Genomic DNA, 22,215 nt, shown 5'->3' on the forward strand with positions numbered 1-22,215 from the left:
GTCACGATTTTTATCGGAACTGCTGGCCAAAAGGTACGTCATAGTTGCGCGGCCCGTTTGGGGCTCGCGGCTGAATGCCGACGATTTAGCGCCTCCAGTTTGGAGTAGCGCACGCAGATATCCCTGCTTTTAAAGGAACTAACAATGAAAAAACGCATTGCGATAATTGCTGGTGCGGTAGCCGTTGCCATGACGCTATCGGCTTGTACCACCAACCCTTACACCGGGGAGTCAGAAGCCGGCAAGTCCGGTATTGGCGCTGGCGTTGGCGCAGCCCTGGGTGCCGGTATCGGCATGATCTCTTCATCGAAAAAAGACCGTGGTAAAGGCGCGCTGATCGGCGCCGCAGCCGGTGCCGCATTGGGCGGTGGCGCCGGATACTACATGGACGTGCAGGAAGCCAAACTGCGCGACAAAATGAAAGGCACCGGCGTTAGCGTTACCCGTCAGGGCGATAATATCGTGCTGAACATGCCAAACAACGTGACCTTCGATACCGACAGCAGCACGCTGAAACCGGCGGGTGCCAACACCCTGACCGGCGTGGCGATGGTGCTGAAAGAGTATGAAAAAACCGCCGTCAACGTGGTGGGTTACACCGATAGCACCGGGGCCCGCGCGCATAATATGACGCTGTCCCAGCAACGTGCAGACGGTGTGGCCAGCGCGCTAATCACCCAAGGGGTCGCCGCCAACCGCATCCGCTCAATCGGTGCCGGCCCGGATAACCCAATTGCCTCCAACAGCACCACCGCAGGCAAGGCGCAAAACCGCCGCGTTGAGATCACCCTCAGCCCGCTGCAGTAATCCCGTGCGGGGCTTTGGCCCCGCCAGTTCGCATTTCCTGCCCTCACCTCTCCCTCCGGTTCCTCTGCCTGTGTTACTCTCGCCCGGCATCCCAACACCTTCTGTAGAGTGAAATATGTCCCTGAAAGCGATTGCCAAAGCATTGGATCTCTCCGTTACCACCGTGAGTCGCGCCCTGAATGGCTACGGCGACGTGGCCCAAGATACGCGCCAACGGGTAGAGGCTGAGGCAGAGCGTTTGGGTTATCGCCCCAATACCCTGGCACGCCGTTTGAAAATGGGCAAAATCGACGCCGTTGGGCTGGTTTTCCCCTTCAATAACTACACGTTAAGTAACTCTACCTTGATGGAAATGATCGGTTGTATCAGCAATGAGTTGGTACGCCACGAGATCGACCTGCTGCTGGTGGCAGATGATGCGCCCCATCATGCCTTTACTCGCCTGATTGCCAGCAAACGTGTTGATGCGTTGATTGTCGCCCATACGCTAGATAACGATCCGCGTCTACAGGAGTTACAGCGGCTTAACTTCCCCTTTCTGGCGCTCGGCCGCAGCCAGCTGGTGAAAGATTACGCCTGGTTTGACTTTGATAACCGCGCTGGCAGCCAGATGGCCGTGGACTATCTGGTGGCGCTCGGCCACCGGAAAATTGCCTATCTGGGCGAAAATAACCAGCAATCGTTTATCAGCCAGCGCCGCCAAGGTTATCTGGATGGATTGGCCAGCCACCAACTGCCACAACGTGATGATTATCTGTGCAGTATCACGCCAAGCCGTCGTGCGGGTTATCTGACTACCCAAGCGTTATTGGCGTTGGCCGATCCGCCGACGGCAATCATTACCGACTGCAATGGTCACGGCGAGGGAGCAGCAATGGCGCTACGTGATGCCGATAAACTCGGCCCCGGTGGGGTTTCTCTGGTGGTATATGACGGATTACCAGCGGAAAGCCTGCTCGATCTTCCTGTAGCCTCCATCGTCCAAGCCACCCGCGCGGAAGTCGGCCAACAAATCGCACAAATGACTCTTGGCCTGATCCGTGGTGAACCGCTGCAAAAATTACAGGTACTGTGGCAACCGGTGTTAAAACCCAATCCTGACGAACTCCCCCTGACCTCCTGATCGTTTAAAACAACGACGTTTTTTGCCCGACCAGATCACAGATCCGAAACGTTTAGGTTTTAATCCGAAACGTTTCGGATCAATGATGACGCCACTGAGTTGAGCCAAAGATCGTAAAGGAGTCAAAACATGGAACCCACCATTGTGCGGTTAACCAGCCCCACGACCGACGTCATCGTTCGTTGCCAGCCGTTTGCCGAAATTCTCTATTGGGGCCCCCACTTAAGCGGGTTTATGCCGGAAGATATCCTGACGCTGAGCCGGGCGGTGCCCAACGGCAGGCTGGATGTCGATACGCCGCTGACGCTGGCGGTAGAATCTGGACGCGGTCTGTTTGGCTCGCCGGGAGTGGAAGGCCATCGCGACGGCTACGATTGGTCCCCCGTGTTCACCACCAGCGAAATCACGCATCAGGACAACCAGTTACTGATCCTGGCAGAAGACCCACAGGCTGGGCTGCAACTACGCAGCGAACTGCAATTGGACAGCGCCAGCGGCGTGCTAAAAATGCGCCATACGTTGATCAATCACCATGCTGCTCGTTACTGGGTTAACCGCTTGGCGTTGACACTGCCATTGCCAGAGCGTGCTGGTGAAGTGATGGCGTTTCATGGCCGCTGGATCCGCGAGTTCCAACCGCACCGCGTCACCCTGGAGCATGGTGGGTACCTGCAGGAAAACCGCCGAGGGCGCAGCTCTCATGAATACTTCCCTGGCATGATGGTAGGTAGCCGTGGCTTCAGCGAGCAACAGGGGGAGGTCTGGGGTATCCATCTCGGCTGGAGCGGCAACCATCGTCTGCGTGCTGATGTAAAAACCGATGGCCGCCGCCTGTTGCAGGCAGAGGCCCTGTATCTGCCAGGCGAGCAGGAGCTGGAAGGCGGGGCCAGTCTAAGTACGCCTTGGCTGTATGCTGCCAGCTCTCGCACGGGTCTGAATGCGCTCAGCCAGCAGTTTCACCGTTATGTCCGCCAGAATATCCTGCACTTCCCTGAACACAAGCCACGTCCCGTGCATCTCAATACCTGGGAGGGCATCTATTTCGACCACCAGCCCGAATACATCATGCAGATGGCCACCAAGTCGGCCGGACTTGGCGTAGAACGCTTTATCATTGATGACGGTTGGTTCCGTGGCCGCGACCACGATCGCGCGGCACTTGGCGACTGGTATCTGGACGAGAAAAAATACCCGAACGGGCTGGCTCCGGTGATCGAGCATGTTAAACAACTAGGCATGGAATTCGGTATCTGGGTGGAGCCAGAGATGATCAATCCAGATTCCGATCTGTTCCGGGCTCACCCCGACTGGGTGTTAGGTTTACCGGGCTATCAGCAACCTACCGGGCGTTTTCAGTACGTGCTCGATTTGTGCAACCCACAGGTCTTCGAATACCTGCTGGAGCGCATGAACTGGCTACTGAGCAATCATGATATCGACTACATCAAGTGGGACATGAACCGCGAGATCGTGCAACCCGCACACCTTGGCCGCGCCTCGCTGACAGCCCAGACCGAGCAATTCTATCGCCTGTTGGATAGCTTGAGGGAACGCTTCCCGCAGGTGGAATTTGAATCCTGCGCCTCCGGTGGGGGCCGTATCGATTATGAGGTCCTGCAACGCTGCCACCGCTTCTGGGCCTCCGACAACAACGACGCGCTGGAACGTCAAACCATTCAGCGTGGCATGAGCTATTTCTTCCCACCGGAAGTGATGGGCTCACACATCGGCAACCGACGGTGTCACGCCACCGAACGTCAGCACAGCATCGGTTTTCGCGGCCTGACGGCGTTGTTCGGTCACATGGGTATAGAACTTGACCCGGTTAAAGAAGGCGACACAGAACAGCTTGGTTTCGTCCGCTATGTGGCGTTGCACAAATCTCTCCGGCCATTGCTACATAGCGGCGATGTTATCCGTATCGATCATCACGACCCAAGCACCCAGATTAATGGCGTGGTTGCCCCAGGACAGGAGCGAGCTGTCATTCTGGTCAGCCAGTTGACGATGCCGAATCACCAACTGCCGGGTAATTTGCGCATTCCAGGGTTGAGGCCGGATGCTCGTTACCGCATCACCCTGCTGGATACCCCGCCGCTGATTCACCAACAGCAGGGCGGCCATACCATGCGCCAGTTACCCGCCTGGATGAAACAGCCCTGCGACGTTAGCGGGGAATGGCTGGCACAGGTTGGCCTGGCGTTACCGGTACTGGATCCGGAAAGCGCCATGCTGATCGGCCTGGAACAGCTCTGAGCTATCCCATAGATTTGCAGGTGCAGCGCTCACCCCGGCGAGCCGCTGCACACCCAAAGCTCGTCGTGGAAGGACAATCACCATGAACGCCACCGTCTGTACCTATAAAAATAACCGTAACTTCTGGATATTTGGCGCTTTCTTTTTCCTCTACTTTTTCATTATGGCCACCTGCTTTCCGTTTCTGCCGATCTGGCTGTCTGAGGTTATCGGGCTGAATAAAACCGAAACTGGCCTGGTATTTTCCTGCCTGTCTCTGTTTGCCATTCTATTCCAACCCATTTTCGGCATTATTTCCGATAAGCTCGGGCTGAAAAAACATCTGCTTTGGGTGATTACCCTGTTGCTGTTTTTCTTTGCCCCTTTCTTCCTCTACGTCTTTGCACCGTTGTTGAAAATGAACGTCTTGCTCGGAGCCATGGTGGGCGGGGCCTATATCGGATTTGCTTTTTCAGGAGGCGCAGGAGCCGTTGAGGCTTATATCGAACGAGTCAGCCGCAAAAGTGCCTTCGAATACGGCAAGGCGCGGATGTTTGGCTGTTTCGGCTGGGGGATCTGTGCGTCTACCGCCGGGGTGTTATTCAATATCAATCCGGATATCGTCTTCTGGATGGGATCTGGGGCCGCAGTATTACTGATGCTACTGCTGATACTGGCCAACCCACGCGAAAATCCTAACGCCATTGTCATGGGCAAGCTGGGTGCCAATCAGAGCCAGTTCAATCTGAGGATGGTGGCAGAGCTGTTCAGGATGCCGAAGATGTGGATGTTCATCCTGTATGTGGTCGGCGTCGCCTGCGTCTATGACGTGTTCGATCAACAGTTTGCCAACTTCTTCAAAACCTTCTTCAGCTCGCCCCAGCGCGGTACCGAAGTCTTCGGTTATGCGACCACCGCCGGAGAATTGGCCAATGCGCTGATCATGTTCTGCTCGCCGTGGATTATTAACCGCATCGGGGCGAAAAATACGCTGCTGCTGGCCGGTACCATCATGTCCATACGCATCATTGGCTCCGCCTTTGCCACAACGGCACTGGAAGTCATCATGCTGAAAATGCTGCACGCGCTGGAAGTGCCTTTCCTGCTGGTCGGTTCCTTCAAGTACATCACCGCCAACTTTGATACCCGCCTTTCCGCCACGATCTATCTGATTGGTTTCCAGTTTGCCAAACAGGGGGCCGCCATCTTCCTCTCTGCCTTTGCAGGTAGCCTGTATGACCGTATGGGGTTCGCCGACACTTACCTGATCCTCGGCTGCCTGGCCTTGGGTGTCACGCTGATTTCTGTCTTCACCCTCAGCAGCCCCGACAAGAAAATCCAGCCGCAGGCCAAAGCGCAGGAGGCCACCTCCTGACATGGGTCATTCCCGGCGTGATGCCGGGTGTGTTAGTCTCCTTGGCATTGAACCGCAGGGGAGATTGGCTGTGAGCAGTGATAAAGCAACGCGTGCCTCAGGGCGCGCCACCATCAGTGATGTGGCAAAACACGCCCAAACCGGCAAAACCAGCGTGTCGCGCTATCTCAATGGTGAACAGCACCTGCTCTCCGACGCCCTCAAGCAACGTATCGACATCGCGATCCAGCAGCTCGACTATCGCCCAAGCCAGATGGCACGAAGCCTGAAGGGTGGACAAACGCGGCTGATCGGCCTGATCATCGCCGATATCACCAATCCCTATTCCGTCGACGTGATGCGCGGTATCGAAGCGGCCTGCCGCCAGCATGGCTTTACCCTGCTGGTCTGTAACACCAATAACGAGATCAATCAGGAACAACACTATCTACAGTTGCTGAGCAGCTACCGGGTGGAAGGGATTGTGGTGAACGCCGTAGGGATGCGTGAAGACGCGCTCTCCATGCTGCAACAGTCGATGCTGCCAATGGTGCTTATTGACCGTAAAATTCCCGATTTCGCCTGCGATGTGGTGGGCCTGAATAACCACGAGGCCACCGCCACCGCGACGGAGCATCTGTTACAACAGGGGTTTGAGGCGATCCTGTTTCTCAGTGAGCCAATTGGCACCGTCAATACCCGGCTTGAGCGTCTGCATGCTTTTCGCCAGACCATGGCCAAACATCCCGATTTATCCGCCGAGCAGGCCGAAACTCGGCTCAACGACGCCGAAAAGCTGGCAACGGTATTACAGACCTTTAATACCCGCCATCGCGGCATGCGCAAAGCGGTGATCTCTGCCAACGGTGCCCTAACGCTGCAAGTTGCGCGCGCTATGCGCCACCTGGGCATGCAGTGGGGCAACGATATTGGCCTGCTGGGATTTGACGAACTGGATTGGGCCGAACTGGCCGGGGTGGGGATCACCACCCTGAAACAGCCCACCTACCAGATAGGGCATGCCGCGTTGGAGCTGCTGGTGCAGCGTATCCAGGGCCTCAATGCTCCCGTTAGCGAGCAGCTATTCTCCGGTGAGCTGATCGTTCGTGGCTCCACCCTGCGTTGACCCCTCACCCTAACCCTCTCCCACAGGGAGAGGGGACCGATCGAGTTCGTTGATTGCTTTGCGTAACACCTTGTCTTTGTTGTTTTTCCTACCTACTTTCCGAAACTGCACGAACTCACCACTTACTCTGGCAGCGCCACACAGGGGACCGATCGAGTTAGCCTGAAAGTACGGTGCCTCATCATGTGCATTTGTTGACTCTCCCTGGATAAATGGAAGCTCAAGCTTTGCTGACATTATCTTCGTTCATCCATCAGAGCAGGGGCTATCAGCTCCCTCTCCCTGTGGGAGAGGGTTGGGGTGAGGGGCCGTTTTTTAACCAACTCCGTGATTGCGATCATAGTTCTGCATGCTGCTGCTTTCCAATGGAACCGGTTCCATTTACCGTGACAACAACAGTCGCGGTGGTGATAGGTCACCTCAGGAGCCAAAAGATGAAGCAACAGATTATTGTAGTAACCAGCGCCTACGGCAACGACAAGGTACAGCAGCTAGGTGGTCAGGCGGCACTATTACCCCTGATCGCCCAAGCAGGCGCCGACGGCGTGGAAATCCGCCGTGAACTGCTTTCCCCACAGGAACTGGACGCTTTACCCACCCTGGCAAAAGCCCTACAGCAACACCAACTGGCCGCCGTCTATTCCGCTCCTGAGTCACTGTTTACACCACAGCATACCCTGAACCCGAATCTACCCGCCTTTTTGGCTGAAGCGAAGATCCTGCAAGCCAGTCGTCTCAAGCTGGCCTTGGGCCACTACCAGCCTGGCTTTGACTTTACCGAGTTAAAAATCGCGCTGGGGCAATCCGCAACCCAACTGGTGGTCGAGAACGATCAAACGCCAGACTGCGGCATCCTGTCATTGATGAACGCCTTTTTCCATGCGGTGGAAGCGAGCCAGTTGCCGGTCGGCATGACGTTCGACATGGCCAACTGGCATTGGGTGGGGCAAGACGCCCTGGCCGCCGCCAATCTGCTGGCCGCACACGTCGGCTATATTCATGTTAAAGCCGCAACCCTTGGCCCACGCGGCTGGCGCGCCATCGCCCTGGATGACACCGACGGTAGCTGGCGTGAAGTGCTGGCCCGCTTGCCGCAGGACGTGCCACGCGGCATTGAGTTCCCACTACAGGGCAGCGATCTGGAGGCGGTAACCCGCCATTACGTGGATATGTTACGCGGGGAGCAGGCATGATGAGCACGCAAAATTCTTTAGATGTCGTCACGCTGGGTGAAGCCATGGCGATGTTTGTCGCAGCGCAAGCTGGCGATCTGGCCGAGGTTGAAAGCTTTACCAAACGCATCGCCGGTGCCGAACTGAACGTGGCGATCGGGCTGGCCCGCCTAGGTCTGAACGTCGGCTGGGTCAGCCGGATAGGTAACGACTCGTTTGGCCGCTTTACCCTGCAACAGTTGGCGAAAGAAGGAGTTAATGCCCAGCGGGTCACCGTTGATGGCCGCTATCCAACCGGTTTTCAGCTGAAATCTAAAAATACCGATGGAACCGATCCCAGTGTGGAGTATTTCCGCAAAGGCTCCGCCGCCAGCCATCTTTCCACCGCCGATTTTGACCGCGACTATTTCGCCGGGGCCCGCCACCTGCACCTGAGCGGGGTGGCAGCCGCCCTGTCTGCCGAGTCGTTGGAGCTGTGCCATTTCGCCGCTGCCGAGATGCGCGCCCTGGGCAAAACCATCTCCTTCGACCCCAACCTGCGCCCGGTGCTGTGGTCTAGCCGGGAGCTGATGATCGAACAGCTCAACAAGCTGGCCTGCGCGGCCGACTGGGTGCTGCCGGGGTTAAAAGAGGGCCAGATCCTGACCGGGCAATCCACCGCAGAAGGTATCGCCGATTTCTATCTGGAGCGCGGCGTACAGGCCGTGATCATCAAAACCGGACCAGAGGGTGCCTGGTTTAAAACCGCCGCCGGCGACCAGGCTGCGGTACCCGCGGTCAAAGTCACCAACGTGGTAGATACCGTCGGTGCCGGAGACGGTTTCGCGGTAGGGACGCTGAGCGCCCTGCTGGAAGGCAAAACGCTGCTCCAGGCGGTACAACGCGGCAACAAGATCGGTTCGCTGGCCATCCAGGCTATTGGCGACAGCGAAGGGCTGCCAACCCGCGCCGCACTGGCGGAATAATCATTTGCTCCAATGAGCGTCCACCTCTGTCCCTACAACCGAGGCACGCCGGGAGAGCACAAGCCCCAGCGGATAGCTGCAAGCCACCGCTGGTGAGAAGACTCCACTGAAGGGTTCTGCACATGACTAAAGCAACTATTGCGGCCAAACGCTGGTGGTACATCATGCCCATCGTGTTTATCACCTACAGCCTGGCCTATCTGGATCGTGCCAACTTTAGCTTTGCCTCTGCCGCCGGGATTAATGACGATCTTGGCATCACCAAAGGGATGTCATCCCTGCTGGGTGCCCTGTTTTTCCTCGGCTATTTCTTCTTCCAAATCCCCGGCGCCATCTACGCCGAACGCCGCAGCGTCAAGAAGCTGATTTTCTGGTGTTTGATCCTGTGGGGTGGCTGCGCCTCGCTGACCGGTATGGTCAGCAATATCCCGATGCTGGCAGCGATCCGCTTTATCCTTGGTGTGGTAGAGGCGGCGGTGATGCCCGCGATGCTGATTTACATCAGCAACTGGTTTACCAAGTCTGAACGCTCCCGCGCCAACACCTTCCTGATCCTCGGCAACCCGGTCACGGTGCTGTGGATGTCGGTAGTTTCCGGCTACCTGATCCACGCCTTTGGCTGGCGTGAAATGTTTATCATCGAAGGGGTTCCTGCGGTCATCTGGGCATTCTGCTGGTGGGTGCTGGTCAAAGACAAACCCTCACAGGTCGGCTGGCTGAGCGATCAGGAAAAGCTGGCGTTGCAACAACAACTGGCCGAGGAGCAGAAAGGCATCAAGGCGGTACGCAACTACGGCGAAGCCTTCCGCTCGCGCAACGTGATCCTGCTGTGCATGCAATATTTTGCCTGGAGCATCGGCGTGTATGGCTTTGTACTGTGGCTGCCTTCGATCCTGCGCAGCGGTATGCAGATGGGGATGGTTGAAGCGGGCTGGCTGTCATCGGTACCTTATCTGGCCGCCACCATTGCAATGATCGTGGTTTCCTGGGCGTCGGACAAGATGCAAAACCGTAAGCTGTTTGTCTGGCCGCTGTTGCTGATCGGCGCGCTAGCCTTCTTCGCCTCCTACGCCATTGGCCCGAACCACTTCTGGATCTCCTATGGCCTGCTGGTGGTCGCCGGAGCGGCCATGTATGCGCCTTACGGCCCGTTTTTCGCCATCATTCCAGAGATGCTGCCAAGAAACGTCGCCGGGGGTGCCATGGCGCTGATTAACAGCATGGGTGCACTGGGCTCCTTCTTCGGTTCCTGGTTTGTCGGCTACCTCAACGGGGCGACCGGCAGCCCGGCAGCCTCTTATATGTTTATGGCTATCGCGCTGCTGGCCTCGGTGGGGCTGACGCTGATCGTCAAGCCTGCTCGTAACGAAGCTCAGCCACAGGTGGCCTAATCTTGCGAGTGAGGGGCTCAGCCCTTCACTCTCCTGCAATATGTTATGTTGAACATCTCGTTCGCCAGATGGAGTTATTTGATGAAGCCTGCAATCGTGTTGTACAAAAGTATTCCTGCCGACCTTCGTGCCAAGCTGGACCAGCACTTTACCGTTCATGCCTTTGACGGTCTGCAACTGGACAACGCCGCCTTCGATCAGGCGCTACAACAGGCCGAAGGCATCCTCGGTTCCGGCGGCAAGATTGACGAAGCCTTTTTACAACGCGCCCCCAAACTGCGTGCGGCGTCCACCGTCTCCGTCGGTTACGACAACTTTGACGTTGAAGCACTCAACGCCCACCGGGTGCTGTTGATGCATACCCCAACCGTCCTGACCGAAACCGTGGCCGATACCATCATGAGCCTGGTGTTGGCCACCGCACGCCGGGTGGTCGAGGTGGCCGAGCGGGTCAAGGCAGGGGAATGGCAGGGCAGCATCGGGCCTGACTGGTACGGCGTTGACGTGCATCATAAAACCATCGGCATCCTCGGCATGGGCCGCATCGGCCTGGCGCTGGCGCAACGTGCGCACTTCGGCTTTGGCATGCCGGTGTTGTACAACGCGCGCCGTACACATGAAGAAGCAGAGCAACGCTTCAATGCACGCCGCTGCGATCTTGATACGCTGCTGGCAGAGTCGGACTTCCTGTGCATTACGCTGCCGCTCACTGAGCAAACCTTCCATCTGATTGGCCGCGAACAGCTGGCGAAGATGAAGCAGAGCGGGATTTTGATCAACGCGGGGCGTGGCCCGGTGGTAGATGAGCAAGCGCTGATTGAAGCCTTACAAGACGGCACCATTCACGCCGCTGGGTTGGATGTGTTCGAGCAAGAGCCGGTCGCGGTCGATTCACCGCTGCTGAAAATGGCCAACGTGGTCGCTTTGCCGCATATCGGTTCCGCCACCCATGAGACTCGCTACGGCATGGCCGAGTGCGCCGTGGATAACCTGATTGCCGCCTTGACCGGTACGGTCACAGAAAACTGCGTTAACCCGCAGTTGCTGAACAAGTAATCCTGATTAGATGCCAGCTTTTACCAACTGGCATCTAATCAAGCTGATCCATATTCTCCATGTCATCACTAACTATCGCCCCCATCCTGCTAAAACGAGCAGTCATCTCAACTTCAGATATGAAATCACCCTTTTCTGCCTCATTAATAGCCTTTTGAATTTCTATAAGTTGTTCGTCGAAACGTTGGACTGATGCAATACGCATAGGCTTACCTCATTGGTTAATGTACACCTCGCAGTGCAGATTAAAAAACCAACAGCGCATAGTCAAACCTCTCCCCCTTCCCCCTCCGCCCCCAAATTCTTACCCTGGGATGAGGCGATTTTTTCTCCATACAGCACACTAGGCTACCCTACGATAAAAACGCTTCCTGCCACGAGTAAGGAGAGCCATGAAACGCCTGACCCTTCCCCTGCTGATGCTGCTTTCACCCGCAGCGCTGGCCAACTGGACGCTGCAAAGCTTCCCGGCCTTCAGCGAATCCACCAGCGGTTTATTTACCAGCCAGGCACCCCTGGCCAAAGGCCAACTGCCGCTGCGGCTTTATCAGAACCAACAGTGCTGGCAGCCCAGCGACACGGTTAAGCTGAACCAGACGTTGTCGCTGCAACCCTGTAGCGATAGCGAGCCGGTCAGTTGGCGGCTATTTCGCGATGGCGATTATCAGGTGCGGATCGACACCCGCAGTGGCACACCCACCTTGCAGCTCAGCCTGAAGGCCGAACCAGAAAAAACCGTAGCCGCCGTGGCCCGCACCTGCCAACGCTGGGATGGCCAGCCGATCACGATCGCGGTGAAGGACACCTTTACCGAAGGCGAAACGGTGCGCGATTTTTACTCCGGCCAGACCGCCACGGTGGTTCAGGGCCAGGTCACCCTGCAACCGGCGGCCAACAGCGGGGGTCTGCTATTGCTGGAGTCAGCCAATACGCCGCCACAGGCGGCTTTCAACTGGCACAACGCCACGGTCTATTTTGTGCTGACCGATCGCTTTGAAAACGGCAACCCAGCCAACGATCACAGCTATGGCCGCCACGGCGATGGCATGCAGGAGATCGGCACCTTCCACGGCGGCGACCTCGCCGGGTTGACGAAAAAACTGGATTATCTGCAACAGCTGGGGGTCAATGCCTTGTGGATCAGTTCCCCGTTGGAGCAGATCCACGGCTGGGTCGGCGGCGGTACCAAAGGGGATTTCCCGCATTATGCCTATCACGGTTACTACCATCAGGACTGGACCAAGCTTGATGCCAATATGGGCAATGAGCAGGATCTGCGTGATCTGGTGGAGCAAGCACACCAACGTGGGATCCGCATCCTGTTTGACGTGGTAGTCAATCACGTCGGCTATGCCACGCTGGCCGATATGCAGCAGTTTCAGTTCGGCTCGCTGTACCTGAAGGGAGACGAAGCCGCAAAAACCCTCGGCAAAAACTGGGGCGATTGGCAACCAGGGCCTGGCCAGAGCTGGCACAGCTTTAACGACTACATCAACTTCAGCGATAAGGCAGGCTGGAGCCAATGGTGGGGGAAAAACTGGATCCGCACCGATATCGGCGATTACGACTCACCGGGCTTTGACGATCTGACCATGTCACTGGCTTTCCTTCCGGACATCAAAACTGAAGCGCCAGGAGCCAGCGGCCTACCGCTGTTCTTCCGCCATAAACCTGATACCGCCGCGCGCGAAATCCCAGGAGCCACCACCCGCGATTATCTAACGGTCTGGCTCAGCCAATGGGTGCGCGACTACGGCATTGACGGTTTCCGCGTTGATACCGCCAAGCACGTCGATAAACCCACGCTGGACCTGCTAAAGCAGCGTGCCACCAAGGCGCTGGCAGAGTGGAAAGCGGCTAATCCCAAGCAGGCGCTGGATAACGCGCCGTTCTGGATGACCGGTGAAGCCTGGGGTCACGGGGTGATGAAAAGCGACTATTACCAGCACGGCTTCGATGCAATGATCAACTTCGATTTTCAGGATCAGGCCTCGCAGGCACTGGGCTGCTTCTCCAATATCGATGCCACCTATCAGCAGATGGCGGATAAGCTGCAAGGCTTCAACGTGCTGAGCTATATTTCCTCGCACGACACTCGCCTGTTCTTCGCCAGCGATGCCAAAGGTTCGTTGCCTTTGCAGCAGCGAGCAGCAGACCTGCTGTTATTAGCCCCGGGCGCTGTACAGATTTATTACGGTGATGAGAGCGGCCGGCCGTTTGGCCCTACCGGCTCCGATCCTTTACAGGGCACGCGCTCGGATATGAACTGGGGTGAACTGCAAGGAGCCAAAGCGCCGTTGTTGGCACATTGGCAGCGGCTAGGCCAGTTCCGCGAGCGCCACTCGGCAATCGGTGCCGGTACGCAGCAATCCCAGCAAACGCCTCATTACTATGCCTTTAGTCGCCAGCATGGGGGCGATAAGGTGATGGTGGTGTGGGCAGGCGATCGGTCACAATAATTCAGCGCGTTATGCTGTAAAAAGCCCGCCGAGCAACATCTATGCCCGGCGGGCAAGATATCAGCCGCATTGCACCCGCTTTTATCTGGCGGTATGGTGGGCGTCTACCCGCTTACAACTATATTGCAGCAGCTATGAATTTTTCACTTTTCGGCGACAAATTTACCCGTTACGCGGGCATCACCCGCTTGATGGACGATCTGAATGAAGGCCTGCGCACGCCAGGTGCCATCATGCTTGGCGGCGGTAACCCGGCGCAAATCCCAGAGATGGCCAGCTACTTCAAACAGCTGTGCCAGGAGATGCTCGATCAGGGCAAGCTGACCGAGGCACTGTGCAACTACGACGGCCCGCAAGGCAAAGATGCCCTGCTGAAAGCGCTGGCCACCATGCTGCAAGAAGAGCTTGGCTGGCAGATCGAACCACAGAATATTGCACTGACAAATGGCAGCCAGAGCGCGTTTTTCTACTTGTTTAACCTGTTCGCTGGCCGCTACGCCGACGGCACCCGCCGCCGCGTGCTGTTCCCGCTGGCGCCAGAATATATTGGCTATGCCGATTCCGGACTGGATGAAGGGCTGTTTGTCTCTGCCAAACCCAATATCGAGCTGCTGCCAGATGGCCAGTTCAAGTATCACGTCGATTTTGAGCATCTGAACATCGGTGACGACATCGGCATGATCTGCGTATCGCGCCCTACCAACCCGACCGGCAACGTGATCACCGACGAAGAGCTGATGAAGCTCGATCTGTTGGCGCAGCAGCGTGATATCCCACTGGTGATCGATAACGCTTACGGCGTGCCGTTCCCCGGCATTATCTTCAGCGAAGCCACGCCGTTGTGGAACCCGAACATCATCCTGTGCATGAGCCTGTCCAAGCTGGGCCTGCCTGGCTCACGCTGTGGCATCGTGATTGCCGACGAGAAGGTCATCAGCGCGCTGACCAATATGAACGGCATCATCAGCCTGTCCCCAGGCAGCATTGGCCCGGCGCTGGCCACGGAGATGATTGAGCGTGGCGATCTGCTGCGTTTATCCAACGAGGTGATCCGCCCGTTCTACAAGCAGCGGGTCGAGCAGACCATCGGCATTATTCGCCGTTACCTGTCGCCAGAGCGCTGCCTGATCCATAAGCCGGAAGGGGCTATCTTCCTCTGGCTGTGGTTCAAGGATCTGCCCATCACCACCGAGCTGCTTTATCAACGGCTGAAAAAGCGTGGCGTATTGATGGTACCTGGCCACTACTTCTTCCCGGGGCTGGAGCATGAATGGCCGCATACGCACCAATGTATGCGCATGAACTATGTGCCTAATCCGGAAGATATTGAGCGTGGCGTGATGATCCTGGCCGAAGAAGTTGAGCGCGCGCACCAGGAAGCATAGCTAAGGGTTGGGATCACACATGATCGACCGTAGGGGCGCTGCATGCTGCGCCCGTTGGAATTTACAGGAATCGAACACTCCCACCTAACTCATTGATTAAAAAGATGGGCGCAGCATGCTGCGCCCCTACGTTGTGAGCCCTGTGAGGTTTCTACATCGCCCAGAACAGCACCGCCAGCAGCTGCGGTGACATGATGCGCAGGAACATTGCTAACGGATAGACCGTGGCATATGAGAGCGCTGCAGCGCCGCTGGTAGGGTGCAGGCCGTTGGCAAAGGCCAGCGCCGGTGGATCGGTCATTGAACCAGCCAGCATGCCGGAGAGCGTCAGGTAGTTCATCTTACCCACCACCCTCGCCAGAATACCCACGCTGATCAGCGGGATCGAGGTGATTAACGCACCGTAACCGACCCACGCCAGCCCATCGCCATGCAGCAGGGTATCAATAAAGTTCCCACCAGACTTCAGGCCAACCACGGCCAGGAACAGTACGATCCCCAGTTCACGCAGCGCCAGGTTGGCACTAGGCGGCATAAACCAGTACAGCTTACCGATGCTGCCGATACGCCCCAGGATCAGGGCCACCACCAGCGGACCACCGGCCAGCCCCAACCGCAACGCCGCCGGGAAACCGGGGATAAACAGCGGGATAGATCCTAGCAACACTCCAAGACCAATACCGATAAATACCGGCAGCATCTGCACCTGTTGCAGCTTTTGCTGGGCGTTACCGACAATCGCCGCCACCGCCTCGATAGATTCTGGCCGCCCCACCAGGTTGAGGATATCCCCGAACTGCAGCGTAACATTGCTGCCTGCCACCAGCTCGACCCCAGCACGGTTGAGACGCGAAACTACCACTTCATATTTTTGCTTCAGTTCCAGATCGCGGATTTTTTTCCCCAACACCTTTTCGTTGGTCACGACCGCACGAACCACTTGCAGTGAAGTCCCTCGGGTGGAGAGCGAAACGTCGACTTCCTCGCCAATCACCAACCGGGCGTTTTCCAGCTTTTCGCGCTTGCCGACCAGGTGCAGAAAATCTCCCAGTTCCAGCGTTTCGTGCGGGGCGGGCACCATCAGTAAATCGCCGCGCTTGAGGCGCGAGCAGATGATGTCGTCATTGTTGAGCAGCGGCACATTCTTGATGGCCATGCCTTGCAGATTGGGGTTACGTACCGCCACGTTCATGGTCTGCAGCAGTTCGCGGTTACTCCCCAGGCTATCCTCAAACTCCTGCGCTTCCTTATCGATATTGATGCGGAAGAACAGCCGGATCAGCCACATCACCAGCAGAATGCCGCAGATACCGAACGGATAGGCCATCGCATAGCCCATCCCCATACGGTTAACCAGCTCCGGATCGGAACCCAGATCGGTGAGTATCTGCTGCCCGGCACCGAGCGCCGGGGTGTTGGTCACCGCGCCGGAGAACACGCCGAGAATGATCGGCAGCGGCACGGCAAACAGCTTATGGACAATCGCCGCTACCACGCCGCCCACCAGCACCAGCAGAATGGCGAAACCATTGAGCTTGAGGCCGGAAACGCGCAGGGACGAGAAGAAACCAGGGCCAACCTGAATACCGATGGTGTACACAAACAGGATCAGACCGAACTCCTGAATAAAGTGCAGCATGTCGCCGTTGAGAGTGATCTGGTAAGTCTGTGCAAAGTGCCCGACGATGATGCCACCGAACAAGACGCCGCCTATCCCTAAACCCACGCCATACACTTTCCAGTTGCCAATCCATAACCCGAGAATAGCCACCAACGCCAACATGCTGACGGTCAGGGCGATATCACTCATACGTCACATCCTTACCCAAAGTTTAACAATCTCTATGCGATTAAATGCCTGCAATTAATAGGGATTCTGACATAAGGTGCGGGGGGGTAATGTGGGGTATGCCACAGAATGCAACGGGGGAGGCCCGAATGGACCTCCCCCGCAAGTTTTTGTTTTTTTTCAGCCGCTTATTTGGCTTCCAGCTCCGGAGTGCTACCGATGCTGATGCGTTGTGGCTGCAAGGCTTCCGGCACGTGGCGTACCAGATCGATGTGCAGCAGGCCGTTTTCAAATTTGGCTTCGGACACCTGCAGGTGCTCTGCCAGGGTAAAGGTCAGGCTGAACTCTTTGCACACCAGCCCCTGATGCAGATACTCCACCTGTTTTTCCGGCGGTGTGGGGTTGCCACGCACGGTCAGGCGTGGGCCTTCCACTTCAATATCCAGTTCGCTCTGTTTGAACCCGGCTAACGCCAGGGAAATGCGATAGTGGTTATCGTCGCTTTTCTCAATGTTATATGGGGGGAACCCTTGTGGCTCCTGGCCTCCCATTGAGCTGGCCAGCTTGTCAAAACCGATCCATTGACGCAGAAGTGGGGATAAATCGTAGTTACGCATAATACTCTCCTTCCAAGAAGCGAGGTTTTTACCCGTCGCCTTTCAAGCCACAGCGTTGTTATCTGCACTTGCTCACCCCAGTCACTTACGAAAAGTAAGCTCCTGGGGATGAGCAAGCTGGTCGCCTAGCTGCGGCTTGAAATTCATAGGGTAAATCAAACATTGCCCCCTAACGGCAGGCACGGTGATAAAACAAAATTACTTAATTTCGATCCGACGCGGCTTTAACGTTTCCGGCACGATACGTTCCAGATCGATATACAGCAGGCCGTTTTCCAGTTTGGCGCCTCTAATTTGAATATGCTCGGCCAGCTGGAATTTGCGTTCAAAGTTACGCTCGGCAATACCTTGATATAAATAGGTTCTCTCAGCAGGTTCGTGGGTGTGAGCCCCGCGCACAATCAACAGATTGTCTTGCGTGGTGATCTCCAGTTCCTGCTCGGCAAACCCGGCCACCGCGATGGCAATGCGGTAATGATTTTCATCAACCAGCTCAACGTTGTACGGCGGATAGCCACCGTTACCCTGGCTTTGGCCAGCCTCAAGGGCGTTGAACAGGCGATCAAAACCGATCGCGGAACGGTACAGCGGGGAAAGATCAAAGTTGCGCATAAAACAGCCTCCTAAGGCACTTCAGCGAGGTTGATAATGAAGCCTTCCATCATGGACAGGCTATAAGGCTTGAATTCCCTTACGGCAAATTCTTAATTTGGCCTTGTAAAGAAGATGGGGTTTGCTTTCTACATTTCAACTGGTGATGATTAAATAATTGCCAATGGAAACGGCGAAAATTTGTTTATCACATACACTCAAAGTGAGATAGCCGCCACAGTGCGGAATGTTGCATCTTTCAATGCTTTGGCTGGATGTTATACACCCTATGGATTTCAAGCTGCAGCTAGGCGACAAGCTTACTCATCCCCAGGAGCTTACTTTTCGTAAGTGACTGGGGTGAGTAAGTGCAGGTAACAACGCTGCAGCTTGAAAGACGACGGGTATAAATCAGCAAATTTCAGGGGATGTATACCCCTCAGGATGGACGAATGAAACCAATTAAAAAAATGATAGCGACCGGTTGCCTACTGTTGACCACTAACGGTTGCTCCAGCGTAGCCAGCCACACCGGGGCCGACCAGGGTTATTACTCCGGTACGCGCGCCAATGTCGATATGATGAAGAGCGAAGATACCAGTTGGGCCATGATGCCCCTGCTGGCAATCGACCTGCCCCTGTCGGCGGCGATGGACACCATTTTGCTGCCTTACGACTACCTGCGTTCAGGCAGCGATAAAGCGGCAGCCTCACCCAAAGCCCGTATCCAGCATGATGAAGAACGAAATCTGGCTGCCAGCGGCAATCCAGGCCAGGGCATGGCAACTTCGCCAGCACCAGCCGGGCTGTAGTTAAACCGCCACCACAAAAATCTGGTTAAATCCGGCGACTTCACGCATAAAGGCCACCTGTTTGCCGTCCGGTGAGAACACCACGGCGTCCCCCAGTGGTGGCTGCGCAGTCCGTTTGGTCAGGCGCTGCATATTGCCGTTGGCGATATCGCACAGCATCACACTGTTATCACACACCAGCGCAATCTTGCCCCCCTGCGGATGCCAACTGAAGGCCGACTGGATGCTGTGATCCGCTTGTGTCACCTGATTCGCCTCCCCGCCATTTGGGGAAACAGTCCACAGTTGCACTATGCCCCGATCGTCTTGCATCAGGAAGGCGATGGCACTGCCGTCTGGCGAACTCCGCAACCAATGGCGTGGCGTGGTGGCAACCCCAGGATAGTTACGGTGGCCGGTATAGGTTAACCGCCGTTGTTGAACCCCCAACGGAGGGGCCGGTAAGGTTGTTGCCGTTCCCTGCAAGGGAGCCTCCCCGGCTTTGGCATAGTCGGCATCGTTTTCCGGCAAATCCACCACAAACACTTCCGGCAGCTTTTCCCCCTGCGGCGAGAGGGTATCGCCGATAAACGCCAACGCCCAACGCTGGCGGCTGCCATCAGGTTTGCTGTAACCTTGCTTACCCACCCAGCCCTCTTCGTAAGCCCGATTGATTTGATCGCTGCCCGGCTGCGGGGTTGGCGTGGTTGCGCTGACCAGTACACAGTAATGGCTACCGTCATATTCACGCGGGTGCTGCTTGGGCGGATTCACCCCTTGCAGCAGCACCGCTACACCAACGTTACGCAAATCCAGTGCCGGATCGAGTTCGTGCATCACATGGTCGTTATAGGTGAAGCTCAGGCGGCTGGCATCTGGGCTAAAGACATGCACGTGGGTGCCACCACGCAGCGCGCCTGGGGTATAGGGGGCAGTAATGTCTAAGGCGTCTAGGGTGATCGCCAATTCACGATCCGGCTCGCTGACGATCACGCCACGGCGATGGTGGAAGTCATAATGCCAGAAGCTGTCTGGATGTTCCGGCCCATGGATAAACGCGTAACGCGCTGGCGCATCCGGGCTCACCGTTACCACGCCAACATGGGCACCATGCTGCGCCCGATAAACCACTTCCACCTGACCGCTGGCAACGTTCACCCGCTCAATGCTCAGCCCGGTAAAGGACGCACCGCTTGGCCGTACATCATACGCCAGCCATTGGCTGCACGGTGTCCAGACGTTAATGTTGGTGAGCTGATGACCTCGCGGATCAAAAGTCAGCTGTCGTTCCTGATGGCTCATGGCGGCTCCTGTATACCGGCTGGCATAGAACCGCCATAGTACCCGATCGACCCATTCGTTTCACATCACCCAGGTTTAAGGCGCTTTTGCTAATCGCAGGTATTCAGCCTTGGCTTTTTGTAACTGGTCGACAAACGCTGGCTCGGCGTGTAAACGCGCCACAATGGCCGCCCCCACCAGGCGCCCGGCGGTAACGTCACTCTGCCAATGATAGCCGCAGATCACGCGGCTTTGCCCCATCTCATAGCCCCGTTTGAGGATCTCCCCCTGGCGCACAGGATTGATCTCCGCCAGCACGAGTGCGGTAGCCCAACCGATACTCGTATGGCCGGACGGGTAGGAACCGTTGGTTGATAGCACACTTTCTTCTTCCGGGCGGCAGGTCGCCTGATGATAAAATGCAAAAGGCCGGGTCCGCATATAATGCTCCTTGGCGCTGCGGGTCGCCAAATCACCGGTATCCTCACGCATTTTCGTTACCAGGCGATATAACTCTGGCGTTTTCTTCCGTGTTATTTCCATGCCGAAGGCGCTGACAAATGCCAGTGGTATACCATCGCCGTAAATCTGCGCATCGTTATAAGCTTGCTTGCCTCTTGGCGTATCCCTCAGTAACTTACCGGCGTCATACTGAGCCTTGTCATTGAGAAAATCGATGCTGTCAACGGCCGGTGGCGGGGGCAATAAGGAGAGGCTATCAATAGACTGCGCTTCCTTAAGATAGTAGAAATCCGGTGTCGTCGTCACGTCTCTGGCGGCAAAGGATATTTGCGTCAAGGCAATATAAGCCAATGATGAAATTATAATTTTTTTCATATTATCTCCTAACGAACTTTATTAGTTGTTTTACAATATAGTGAACAAGCTAAAATGAAACATGAAGTGATAAATAGCTATTTCGCCATTTAAAATACAATAAAAAATACAGATCGCAAAAATAATTTTTATTTATACCATTTGAATTAATGCAATTAATTAACGAGAACATTTATATTAATAAAACATGATCGCACTAGAAATATTCTTTTAGGAGCGACTTAGTTATTTCAGTAAAGAAATAACACCCGCAGGCCGTCAGCCATGAGGCGTTAATACCTGATTTACCAGGCAGCATCTTAAGCCCCCAGGGAAGGGGGCTGGCAGGCATTAAACGTTCAGCACAAACTTCTCAATTGCCAGTGCGACGCCGTCTTCGGTATTGGTGCCGGTCACGTGCTGGGCAATTTCCTTTAATTCTGCAATAGCATTGCCCATCGCCACACCCATCCCAGCATACTCGATCATCGCAATATCATTAGCCTGATCGCCTAACGCCATCACGTTTTCCTGCTTGATGCCCAAATGTTCGGCCAGCATTCTGACGCCCGCCCCCTTATCAACATTCTTATGCAGGATCTCCAGGAAGTAAGGGGCGCTTTTCATAATGGTGTAGCGATCCCAGGCTTCTGCGGGCAAGCGGGCTATCGCGCTGTCCAGCAAGGCAGGCTCATCAATCATCATCACCTTCGGGAAGCGTATGGTGCGATCCATCTCTTCCACGCTGCGGTATTTCAGTGGGATACCGGTCATTTGGGATTCATGGACGGTATATTTGCCAATGTCTTTATTCGGCGTGTAGAGGGTATCGAAATCAAACGCCTGATAATGAACGCCAAGCTCCCGTGCCAACTGCTCAAAATAGAGGTAATCGTCAAAACCGAGCGTTTCTTGCAGCACGCAGGTCCCGTCCGTCGCCTTCAGCACCAGGGCACCGTTATAGGTGATGCAGAAATCGCCCTCACCCTGAATATCCAACTGACGCAGGTAGTCCTGCACGCCAACATAAGGCCGCCCGGTAGCCAGCACCACATGCACGCCTTTAGCGCGCGCGGCGGTCAGCGCCTGTTTTACCGCTGGCGTAATCTGGTGCTGCGGATTGAGCAGCGTGCCGTCCATATCAATTGCAATCAGTTCAATAGCCATTCGAGCGTCTCCCAGTGGTTTTTTCTCATGCTAACGCGTTTCAGCTTGCCTTGTTAGTGCTAAAAACGGCATAAAAAAATCCGCGCGGGC

Annotated in this window: 19 protein-coding genes; 12 read left to right on the forward strand and 7 right to left on the reverse strand. The window is 55.9% G+C overall.

Annotated elements, in window-relative coordinates; genetic code table 11:
- Window positions 1-144: 144 nt before the first annotated feature.
- The 9 genes from ACMV5I_RS06930 (at window position 145) to ghrB (ending at window position 11,229) form a co-directional block, all read left to right on the forward strand.
- Window positions 145-807 carry an OmpA family lipoprotein gene (locus ACMV5I_RS06930; RefSeq protein WP_202810595.1) on the forward strand — a complete coding sequence of 221 codons (663 nt, stop codon included), beginning with the start codon at window positions 145-147 and terminating at the stop codon, window positions 805-807.
- A 115-nt stretch (window positions 808-922) separates the two neighbouring features.
- Window positions 923-1,930, forward strand: coding sequence for a substrate-binding domain-containing protein (locus ACMV5I_RS06935; RefSeq protein WP_414823988.1), 1,008 nt, complete (start codon window positions 923-925; stop codon window positions 1,928-1,930).
- 129 nt (window positions 1,931-2,059) lie between these two features.
- A complete protein-coding gene (locus ACMV5I_RS06940) occupies window positions 2,060-4,186 on the forward strand; it encodes an alpha-galactosidase (protein ID WP_414823989.1) in 2,127 nt (708 codons plus the stop codon).
- A gap of 82 nt (window positions 4,187-4,268) precedes the next feature.
- Entirely contained in the window at window positions 4,269-5,540 is a 1,272-nt protein-coding gene (locus tag ACMV5I_RS06945) for an MFS transporter (RefSeq protein WP_202728231.1), read from the forward strand.
- A gap of 70 nt (window positions 5,541-5,610) precedes the next feature.
- A complete protein-coding gene (locus ACMV5I_RS06950) occupies window positions 5,611-6,645 on the forward strand; it encodes a LacI family DNA-binding transcriptional regulator (protein ID WP_414823990.1) in 1,035 nt (344 codons plus the stop codon).
- 434 nt (window positions 6,646-7,079) lie between these two features.
- Complete coding sequence (locus ACMV5I_RS06955; protein ID WP_121608231.1) at window positions 7,080-7,838, forward strand: sugar phosphate isomerase/epimerase family protein; 759 nt, start codon at window positions 7,080-7,082, stop codon at window positions 7,836-7,838.
- On the forward strand, window positions 7,835-8,782 hold the full coding sequence (locus ACMV5I_RS06960) for a sugar kinase (RefSeq protein ID WP_414823991.1): 948 nt from the start codon (window positions 7,835-7,837) through the stop codon (window positions 8,780-8,782). Before ACMV5I_RS06955 ends, ACMV5I_RS06960 begins: the two co-directional genes overlap by 4 nt.
- A 122-nt stretch (window positions 8,783-8,904) precedes the next feature.
- On the forward strand, window positions 8,905-10,173 hold the full coding sequence (locus ACMV5I_RS06965; RefSeq protein ID WP_024483300.1) for an MFS transporter: 1,269 nt from the start codon (window positions 8,905-8,907) through the stop codon (window positions 10,171-10,173).
- A gap of 81 nt (window positions 10,174-10,254) precedes the next feature.
- A complete protein-coding gene (gene ghrB / locus ACMV5I_RS06970) occupies window positions 10,255-11,229 on the forward strand; it encodes a glyoxylate/hydroxypyruvate reductase GhrB (protein WP_024483301.1) in 975 nt (324 codons plus the stop codon).
- Window positions 11,230-11,263: 34 nt separating this feature from the next.
- Here the strand turns inward: ghrB and ACMV5I_RS06975 are convergent, their stop codons facing one another.
- On the reverse strand, window positions 11,264-11,434 hold the full coding sequence (locus tag ACMV5I_RS06975; RefSeq protein WP_158645272.1) for a hypothetical protein: 171 nt from the start codon (window positions 11,432-11,434) through the stop codon (window positions 11,264-11,266).
- Window positions 11,435-11,621: 187 nt separating this feature from the next.
- Between ACMV5I_RS06975 and ACMV5I_RS06980 the strand changes: the two genes are divergently transcribed.
- Together ACMV5I_RS06980 and ACMV5I_RS06985 are read left to right on the forward strand one after the other, a co-directional pair.
- The gene (locus tag ACMV5I_RS06980; protein ID WP_414823993.1) at window positions 11,622-13,688 is read left to right on the forward strand and encodes an alpha-amylase; all 2,067 of its coding nucleotides are present in this window, start codon (window positions 11,622-11,624) and stop codon (window positions 13,686-13,688) included.
- Window positions 13,689-13,822: 134 nt separating this feature from the next.
- Window positions 13,823-15,073: a valine--pyruvate transaminase gene (locus ACMV5I_RS06985; protein ID WP_121609056.1), complete on the forward strand. Its 1,251-nt coding sequence runs from the start codon at window positions 13,823-13,825 to the stop codon at window positions 15,071-15,073.
- A 151-nt stretch (window positions 15,074-15,224) separates the two neighbouring features.
- On the opposite strand, the gene ACMV5I_RS06990 is transcribed toward ACMV5I_RS06985, so the two are convergent.
- The 3 genes from ACMV5I_RS06990 to ibpA form a co-directional block, all read right to left on the reverse strand.
- Window positions 15,225-16,883: a putative transporter gene (locus tag ACMV5I_RS06990; protein WP_024483304.1), complete on the reverse strand. Its 1,659-nt coding sequence runs from the start codon at window positions 16,881-16,883 to the stop codon at window positions 15,225-15,227.
- A 167-nt stretch (window positions 16,884-17,050) separates the two neighbouring features.
- The gene (gene ibpB, locus ACMV5I_RS06995) at window positions 17,051-17,479 is read right to left on the reverse strand and encodes a small heat shock chaperone IbpB (protein ID WP_021181373.1); all 429 of its coding nucleotides are present in this window, start codon (window positions 17,477-17,479) and stop codon (window positions 17,051-17,053) included.
- 198 nt (window positions 17,480-17,677) lie between these two features.
- Window positions 17,678-18,091, reverse strand: a complete 414-nt coding sequence (gene ibpA, locus ACMV5I_RS07000; RefSeq protein ID WP_024483306.1) for a small heat shock chaperone IbpA — start codon at window positions 18,089-18,091, stop codon at window positions 17,678-17,680.
- A 431-nt stretch (window positions 18,092-18,522) separates the two neighbouring features.
- Between ibpA and ACMV5I_RS07005 the strand changes: the two genes are divergently transcribed.
- Window positions 18,523-18,882 carry a YceK/YidQ family lipoprotein gene (locus tag ACMV5I_RS07005; protein ID WP_121608235.1) on the forward strand — a complete coding sequence of 120 codons (360 nt, stop codon included), beginning with the start codon at window positions 18,523-18,525 and terminating at the stop codon, window positions 18,880-18,882.
- On the opposite strand, the gene ACMV5I_RS07010 is transcribed toward ACMV5I_RS07005, so the two are convergent.
- The 3 genes from ACMV5I_RS07010 to yidA all read right to left on the reverse strand — a co-directional run bounded on the left by ACMV5I_RS07010 (window position 18,883) and on the right by yidA (window position 22,125).
- The gene (locus tag ACMV5I_RS07010; RefSeq protein ID WP_414823994.1) at window positions 18,883-20,163 is read right to left on the reverse strand and encodes a DUF3748 domain-containing protein; all 1,281 of its coding nucleotides are present in this window, start codon (window positions 20,161-20,163) and stop codon (window positions 18,883-18,885) included.
- A 75-nt stretch (window positions 20,164-20,238) separates the two neighbouring features.
- The gene (locus ACMV5I_RS07015; protein WP_414823995.1) at window positions 20,239-20,979 is read right to left on the reverse strand and encodes an acid phosphatase; all 741 of its coding nucleotides are present in this window, start codon (window positions 20,977-20,979) and stop codon (window positions 20,239-20,241) included.
- Window positions 20,980-21,309: 330 nt separating this feature from the next.
- On the reverse strand, window positions 21,310-22,125 hold the full coding sequence (gene yidA, locus ACMV5I_RS07020; protein ID WP_202672719.1) for a sugar-phosphatase: 816 nt from the start codon (window positions 22,123-22,125) through the stop codon (window positions 21,310-21,312).
- Window positions 22,126-22,215 lie beyond the last annotated feature (90 nt).

Source organism: Serratia sp. T13T92, from assembly GCF_047530105.1.
Lineage (GTDB): Bacteria > Pseudomonadota > Gammaproteobacteria > Enterobacterales > Enterobacteriaceae > Chania > Chania fonticola.